This window comes from Actinomadura verrucosospora, assembly GCF_039540335.1.
In the GTDB taxonomy this organism is placed as follows: Bacteria; Actinomycetota; Actinomycetes; order Streptosporangiales; family Streptosporangiaceae; genus Spirillospora; species Spirillospora verrucosospora.
The window spans coordinates 23,066-29,813 of the sequence record NZ_BAABEV010000068.1; the positions used below are offsets into that span (position 1 = coordinate 23,066).

The window sequence follows — 6,748 nt, forward strand, 5'->3', positions numbered from 1 at the left end:
TTGATACGGCAACGCGTTGACTTACGTCGATTTGACGCTCTATCGTCCTCTTTGACTTCGATATCGAAGGAAGTTGGGACGTAGGTGACCGAATGATCGAGGTTCGCGGCCTGTACAAGCGCTTCGGCGACCACACCGCCCTGCGCGAGGTCGACCTGGACGTGGCCCGCGGCGAGGTCGTCGTGGTGATCGGCCCGTCCGGGTCGGGCAAGTCGACGCTGTGCCGGTGCCTGAACCGGCTGGAGACACCGGACGCGGGCGTCATCCGCATCGACGGCGAGGAGCTGCCCGCGGAGGGCCGCGCCCTCGCCCGCCTCCGCGCGGACGTCGGCATGGTCTTCCAGTCGTTCAACCTGTTCCAGCACAAGACCGTCCTGGAGAACCTGACGCTCGCGCCCACCCGGGTACGCGGCGTCTCGCGCGCCGAGGCCGAGCGGACCGCGCGCGAGCTGCTCGACCGGGTCGGCATCGGCGAGCAGGCGGGCAAGCTGCCCGCGCAGCTGTCCGGCGGCCAGCAGCAGCGCGCCGCGATCGCCCGCGCGCTCGCCATGCGGCCGAAGGCGATGCTGTTCGACGAGCCGACCTCGGCGCTCGACCCGGAGATGGTCGGCGAGGTCCTCGACGTGATGACGGGCCTCGCCCGCGACGGCATGACGATGGTGGTCGTCACCCACGAGATGGGCTTCGCCCGCCGGGTCGCCGACCGCGTCGTGTTCATGGCGGACGGCGAGGTCGTGGAGACCGCGACGCCGGCCGCCTTCTTCGACTCCCCCGCCAGCGACCGGGCCCGGGACTTCCTGGCCAAGGTCCTCAGCCACTAGTGCGACCCCGGCGCGCCGCCCATGGCGCGCCACCCGAGAAAGGTTGATGATCATGGTGCGTACCCCTGCGGGGATGCGGCGGGCGGCGGTGGCCGCGGTGGCCGCGCTGTCGCTGACGGGCCTGGCGGCCTGCTCCGGCGGCGACTCCGACTCCGCGGTGCCCGGCTCCGGCGGCGGCAAGGGCGACGACCTGGCGGCCTCGGCCCCGGTCGCCGCGAGCCTGCCCGCCGGCTCGACCATGGAGAAGATCAAGCAGCGCGGCGAGCTGGTGGTGGGCGGCTCGCTGGACGCGCCCCTGCTCTCCCAGCAGAACCCGGCGACCAAGAAGGTCGAGGGGCTGGACGCCGACTTCGGCCGGCTGCTCGCCAAGTACATCATCGGCAAGCCCAACGTGAAGATCGTCAACTCGGCGTCGGAGACCCGCGAGGCGCTGCTGTCCAACGGCACCGTGGACGTGGTGTTCCAGACCTACAGCATCACTCCGGAGCGCGCCAAGCAGGTCGCGTTCGCCGGGCCGTACTACAGCTCCGGCCTGGTCATCGCCACCAAGAAGGACGAGACGGGCATCAAGACCCCGGCCGACCTCAAGGGCAAGACCGTCATCGCGGGCGCCAACACCCCGGCGATCCCGGCCATCAAGAAGGCCGCCCCCGGCGCGAAGATCGTCACGTTCGGCAGCGACCCCGAGTGCGTGCAGGCCCTCAAGCAGGGCCGCGGCGACGCCTACGTCCAGGACGAGGCCGTGCTGCTCGCGACCGCCAAGCAGGACCCGTCGATCCAGATCCAGGGCAAGCCGTTCACCAGCGACCCGTACGGCATCGGCCTCAAGCACGGCGACGCGCAGATGAAGCAGTTCGTCAACGACTGGCTCAAGCAGATCCAGCAGTCGGGCCTGTGGGCGAAGGTCTGGAAGAACTCGATCGGGACGGTCGTGCAGGGCGAGGCGCCGCAGCCGCCCGCGATCGGCTCGGCCCCGGGCTCGGAGTGAGCGGAGGCCCCGCCCTGTCATGAACGTCATCACCGACCACCTCGGGGAGTTCGGCGACGGCCTGCTGCTCACCGTCGAGCTGACGCTGCTGGCCCTCGCCGGAGCCCTCGTGACCGGGACCGCGGTCGCCGCGATGCGGGTCAGCCCGGTGCGCGTGCTGCGCGCCGCCGGGATGGCCTACGTCGAGGTGCTGCAGAACATCCCGCTGCTGGTGTGGCTCGTCATCGCCGTGTTCGGGCTGCCCGAGATCGGGGTGATCGCCGGGCTGTTCACCACCTCGGTCGTCGTGATCGCCCTCTACCAGGGGGCGTACACGGCCGAGGCGATCCGCTCCGGGATCAACGCGGTGCCGGCCGGGCAGGGCGAGGCCGCCCGCGCGCTCGGGCTGACGTTCGTCCAGTCGCTGCGGCTGGTCGTCCTGCCGCAGGCGCTGCGGACGGTCGTCCAGCCGCTCGGCAACATCGCGATCATGACGCTGATGAACACGGCGCTGGCCGCCGCGGTCGGCGTGGTCGAGCTGACCGCCGCCGCGAACCGGGTCAACCTCGCCGAGGCTCAGCCGATCTGGATCTTCGTGACGGCGGGCCTGGCCTACATGGCGCTGTCGGCGGTCTTCGGGCTGGTGACCGGCGGCCTGGAACGGAAGCTGGCGATCCTGCGATGAGCTCCCCGCGCCTGCTGTTCGACGAGCCGGGCCCGCGCGCCCGGCGCCGCATCCGGATCGCCACCGCGCTGACCCTGCTCGGCGGTGCCGTCCTGGTCGCGCTCGCGCTGCGCCAGTTCGGCGAGAACGGCCAGCTCGCCGCCGACCGGTGGCGCCCGTACGGGACGTGGCCGATGTGGCGGTACCTGCTGGAGGGACTGCGCTCCACGCTCTACGCCGCGGTCGTCTCGATCGCCCTCGCCATGGCGGCCGGGGTCGCGCTCGCGCTCGGGCGGCTGTCGCCGGCGCGGTGGCTGCGCGTCCCGTCCGCGGCCTACGTCGAGATCGTCCGGACGGTCCCGGCGCTGCTGCTGGTCTACGTCGTGCTGTTCGCGCTGCCGAAGTACGGCCTCGACCTCCCGCTGTTCTGGAAGCTCGTCGTCCCGCTGTCGGTGTCCAACGCCGCCGCGTTCGCCGAGATCTTCCGGGCCGGGATCCGGTCGGTGGAGCGCGGGCAGCTGGAGGCGGGGCTCGCGCTCGGCCTGACCCGGGGGCGCGCGATGCGGCTGGTCGTGCTGCCGCAGGCGGCCCGGCGCGTCCTGCCGTCGCTGGTCAGCCAGTCCGCCGGGCTGCTGAAGGACACCTCGCTCGGCTACGTCGTCAGCTACGCCGAACTGCTCTACAGCGGGAAGGTGCTGGCGAACTACAACCACCTGCTCATCCAGACCTACCTGGTGATCGCGCTGGTCTACCTGGTGATCAACGCGTCGCTGGCCAAGCTCGCGCGGACGCTGGAGGCGCGGCAGCGGACCCGTCCGTCCCGCGCCGTCCGCGAGGCCGCCCCGGCGGCGCGACCGTGAGGATCGACATGTACGAAGCACTGGCCGAGGTCGTGCGCAACGGCTTCGCCGAGAGCCGCCACTACGGCAGCGTCGCCGGGCTCGCCCCGGACGGCTCCCTCGCCCACGCGCGGGGCGCCGTCGAGGAGACGGTCCTGCCGCGCTCCACGACCAAGCCGTTCCAGGCGCTCGCCTGCCTGAAGGCGGGCGCGGCGCTGCGCGGGGAGCGCCTCGCGATCGCGGCGGGCAGCCACACCGGCGAGGACTTCCACGTCAAGGCCGTCGAGGGGATCCTCGCGGACGCGGGCCTCGGCGTGGAGGCACTGCGGTGCCCGCCGTCCTGGCCCGAGGACGAGGCGACCAGGAACGCGCTCGTCAGGGCGGGCGAGGGCGAGTCGCGGGTGCGGATGAACTGCTCCGGCAAGCACGCCGCCATGCTCGCCGCGTGCGCCGCCAACGGCTGGCCGCTCGACACCTACCTCGACCCGTCGCACCCCCTGCAGCAGCTGGTGCGGCAGGTGATGGCCGACTGCGCCGGGGAGGACCCCTCCCCCGTCGCGATCGACGGGTGCGGCGCGCCGCTGTTCGGCCTCACCCTGACCGGCCTCGCCCGCGCCGCGCGGTCCCTCGTCCTGACCGAGGACGCCCGCCCGGTCGCGGACGCCATGCGCGCCCACCCCGAGTACGTGGGCGGAACCGGGCACGTCAACACCGAGCTCATGCGGGCGCTGCCCGGCTCGGTCGCCAAGGGCGGCGCGGAGGGCGTGCTCGTCGCCGCCACCGCCGAGGGCCGCGCCGTCGCGGTGAAGGTCATCGACGGCAGCCCCCGCGCCACCACCGCCATCGCGCTGCGCGCGCTCGCCGCGCTCGGCGCCGACACCACCCAGGCCGACCCGCTGGGCGCCGTCCCCGTCCTCGGCGGCGGGCGCCCGGTGGGCGAGATCCGCACCATTCCGGAAGGACGTCCGTGAGCCTCACCTACGAGATCTGCATCGACAGCGTCGCGGGGGCCGTCGCCGCCGAGAAGGCGGGCGCCCACCGCGTCGAGCTGTGCGCGGCGCTGTTCGACGGGGGGCTCACCCCGACCCTGGGCACCGTCCGCGCCGCGCTCGCCGCCGTGTCGTCGATCAGGGTGCACGTCATCATCCGCCCGCGCGGCGGCGACTTCATCTTCGACGAGCACGAGGTCGCGGCGATGGAGCACGACGTCGCGCTCGTCCGGGAGGCCGGCGCGCACGGCGTGGTGATCGGCGCGCTCACCCCGGAGGGGACGGTCGACCGCCCGGTCGTCGAGCGGCTCATGGCGGCGGCGGGCGGGCTGCCCGTCACCTTCCACCGCGCCTTCGACATGGCCGCCGACCCGTTCGGCACGCTGGACGTCCTCGCCGGGCTCGGCGTGGCCCGCGTCCTGACGTCCGGGCAGGACGCGACCGCGCTGGAGGGCGCGCCGCTGATCGCCGAGCTGGTGCGGCACGCCGGGGACCGCGTCATCGTGATGCCCGGCGGTGGCGTCACCGACCGGAACGTCGCGCGGGTCGTGGCGGAGACCGGCGCCCGCGAGATCCACTTCGCCGCGCTCAGCGAGGAGCCGAGCCCGGCCGTGCACCGCAACCCGTACCCGTTCATGGGCGGGGAGCTGCGCAGGCCGGAGTACCAGCGCCTCGTCACGACGTCCGGCGGCATCGCCTCGGTCATCCGCGCCGCCGGCTAGCGCGCCGTCCGCCGACGCCCGCGGGCACCGTCCGCCTCCCCCGCGCGGGAAGGGTCAGGGCTTGCGGGCGACGGCGGCGTAACCGGCCACCTCGGCGGGCTCGCCCCAGGGAGTGTGCTCGGGACGCCACCTGGACATGGAGACGACTCCGGGGTCCAGGAGTTCGAGGCCGTCGAAGAAGCGGGTGACGGCCGCGCGCGTGCGCGGCACCATCGGATTGGCCGACCTCTCGTTCCAGTCCTGCTGCGCCTCGGCCTGGGCGGTCTCCCCCGCGTCGAAGTCCAGGGTGGCGTGCGTCATCACCAGGTGGCTTCCGGACGGCACGGCGTCCAGCAGCACGTCGAGGACGTGGCGGGCCTCGCCGTCGTCGTGGACGAAGTGCATGATGCCCAGCAGCATGATCGCCACCGGCCTTCCGAAGTCGAGCGTCGCGGCGGCCTTCGCCAGGATGTCATCCGGTTCGCGCAGGTCGGCGTGGATGTAGTGGCAGGCGCCCTCGGGGCTGCTGCTGAGCAGAGCCCGCGCGTGGGTCAGCACCAGGGGATCGTTGTCCACGTAGACGATGCGCGCGTCCGGCGCCGCGCGCTGCGCGACCTCGTGGGTGTTGTCCATGGTCGGCAGGCCGGTGCCGATGTCGAGGAACTGGCGGACGCCGGCCTCGCCCGCGAGGTGGCGGACGGACCTGCCGAGGAACGCGCGGTCGGCGAGGGCGATGTCGACGATCTGCGGGAACACGGCCCGGAACCGCTCGGCGGCCCGCTGGTCGACCTCGTAGTTGTCCTTCCCGCCGAGCAGATGGTTCCAGACCCGCGCCGAATGCGGCACGTTCGTGTCGATCTCCGGTCCCTCGGCCACGGCGGCACCTCCACGATCTTCGGTTTCCGCCCAACCTAGCGCCGCGACGAGCCGCCCGGCCACCGGTCCGCCCCGCACCGCACGGGCGCACCGCGGTCGGGCGGTTCTTTACTTGATCTTGTGGCTCCAGGGATGCCGGGGAGTTGCGGACGGGGCATGGATGTCTGCGACCGGTACCGGACGGCACCACGGACCGGGCCGGGACGGCATGACGAGCGGGAGCGGGGCACATGCAGGTGAAGCTGGAGGCGGAGCTCGGCCGCATCCCGATCGACGACGTGGCGCCGGTGGTGGGGTGCGGCCGGTGGCCGGCGAAGGCGGTGGTGGGCGAGACCGTCGAGGTGTCGGCGACGGTGTTCCGGGAGGGGCACGAGCGGCTGGGCGCGGCGGTGGTGCTGCGGACGCCGGACGGCGAGGAGTTGCCGCCGCAGCGGATGAGCGAGGTCGGGGTCGGGCTGGACCGGTGGTCGGCGCGGGTGACGCCGACGGAGATGGGGTCGTGGTCGTTCCGGGTGGAGGCCTGGGGCGATCCGATCGCGCACTGGCGCCACGACGCGCAGATCAAGGTTCCGCGCGGCCAGGACGCCGAGCTCATGTTCGCCGAGGGCGCCGCGTTGTTCACGAGGGCGGCGCGCGAGGTGCCGTCGAAGGACCGCCGCGTCCTGACCCGCGTCGCCCGGCTCCTGGCGGACGAGGACGAGGACGCCCTGGATCGTCTCTCCGCCACCGCGGATCCGACCGTGCTGAACGTGTTGGAGCAGTACCCGTTGCGGGATCTGTTGACGGTCAGTGACTGGTATCCGCTGGTGGTGCACCGGCAACGAGCCCTGTACGGGGCCTGGTACGAGTTCTTCCCCCGCTCCGAAGGCGCCACCTTCGACCCCCTGGGGC

General features: G+C 73.0%; 8 protein-coding genes. 7 read left to right on the forward strand and 1 reads right to left on the reverse strand.

Translation table 11 applies throughout. The features are described 5' to 3' along the window. Window positions 1–92 precede the first annotated feature (92 nt). From ABD944_RS39950 to ABD944_RS39975, 6 genes are read left to right on the forward strand one after another with little or no spacing between them, the layout of a single operon-like run. Window positions 93–821 (forward strand): amino acid ABC transporter ATP-binding protein, encoded by a 729-nt coding sequence (locus ABD944_RS39950; RefSeq protein WP_345186853.1) that lies wholly within the window; start codon window positions 93–95, stop codon window positions 819–821. Between the two features lie 52 nt (window positions 822–873). Further along, a complete protein-coding gene (locus ABD944_RS39955) occupies window positions 874–1,809 on the forward strand; it encodes a glutamate ABC transporter substrate-binding protein (RefSeq protein ID WP_345186855.1) in 936 nt (311 codons plus the stop codon). Window positions 1,810–1,828: 19 nt separating this feature from the next. Then, a complete protein-coding gene (locus ABD944_RS39960; RefSeq protein WP_345186857.1) occupies window positions 1,829–2,473 on the forward strand; it encodes an amino acid ABC transporter permease in 645 nt (214 codons plus the stop codon). Continuing rightward, entirely contained in the window at window positions 2,470–3,312 is an 843-nt protein-coding gene (locus tag ABD944_RS39965; protein ID WP_345186861.1) for an amino acid ABC transporter permease, read from the forward strand. Before ABD944_RS39960 ends, ABD944_RS39965 begins: the two co-directional genes overlap by 4 nt. 8 nt (window positions 3,313–3,320) lie before the next feature. Then, window positions 3,321–4,262: an asparaginase gene (locus tag ABD944_RS39970; RefSeq protein WP_345186864.1), complete on the forward strand. Its 942-nt coding sequence runs from the start codon at window positions 3,321–3,323 to the stop codon at window positions 4,260–4,262. Further along, window positions 4,259–5,002, forward strand: a complete 744-nt coding sequence (locus tag ABD944_RS39975; RefSeq protein WP_345186868.1) for a copper homeostasis protein CutC — start codon at window positions 4,259–4,261, stop codon at window positions 5,000–5,002. The genes ABD944_RS39970 and ABD944_RS39975 overlap by 4 nt, the downstream gene beginning before the upstream one ends. Before the next feature lie 54 nt (window positions 5,003–5,056). Here ABD944_RS39975 and ABD944_RS39980 read toward each other — a convergent pair whose 3' ends face one another. Continuing rightward, window positions 5,057–5,857 carry an SAM-dependent methyltransferase gene (locus ABD944_RS39980; RefSeq protein WP_345186871.1) on the reverse strand — a complete coding sequence of 267 codons (801 nt, stop codon included), beginning with the start codon at window positions 5,855–5,857 and terminating at the stop codon, window positions 5,057–5,059. Window positions 5,858–6,087: 230 nt separating this feature from the next. Between ABD944_RS39980 and ABD944_RS39985 the strand changes: the two genes are divergently transcribed. Beyond that, window positions 6,088–6,748: maltotransferase domain-containing protein (locus ABD944_RS39985; protein WP_345186874.1), on the forward strand; the 661-nt coding region annotated here is incomplete at its 3' end.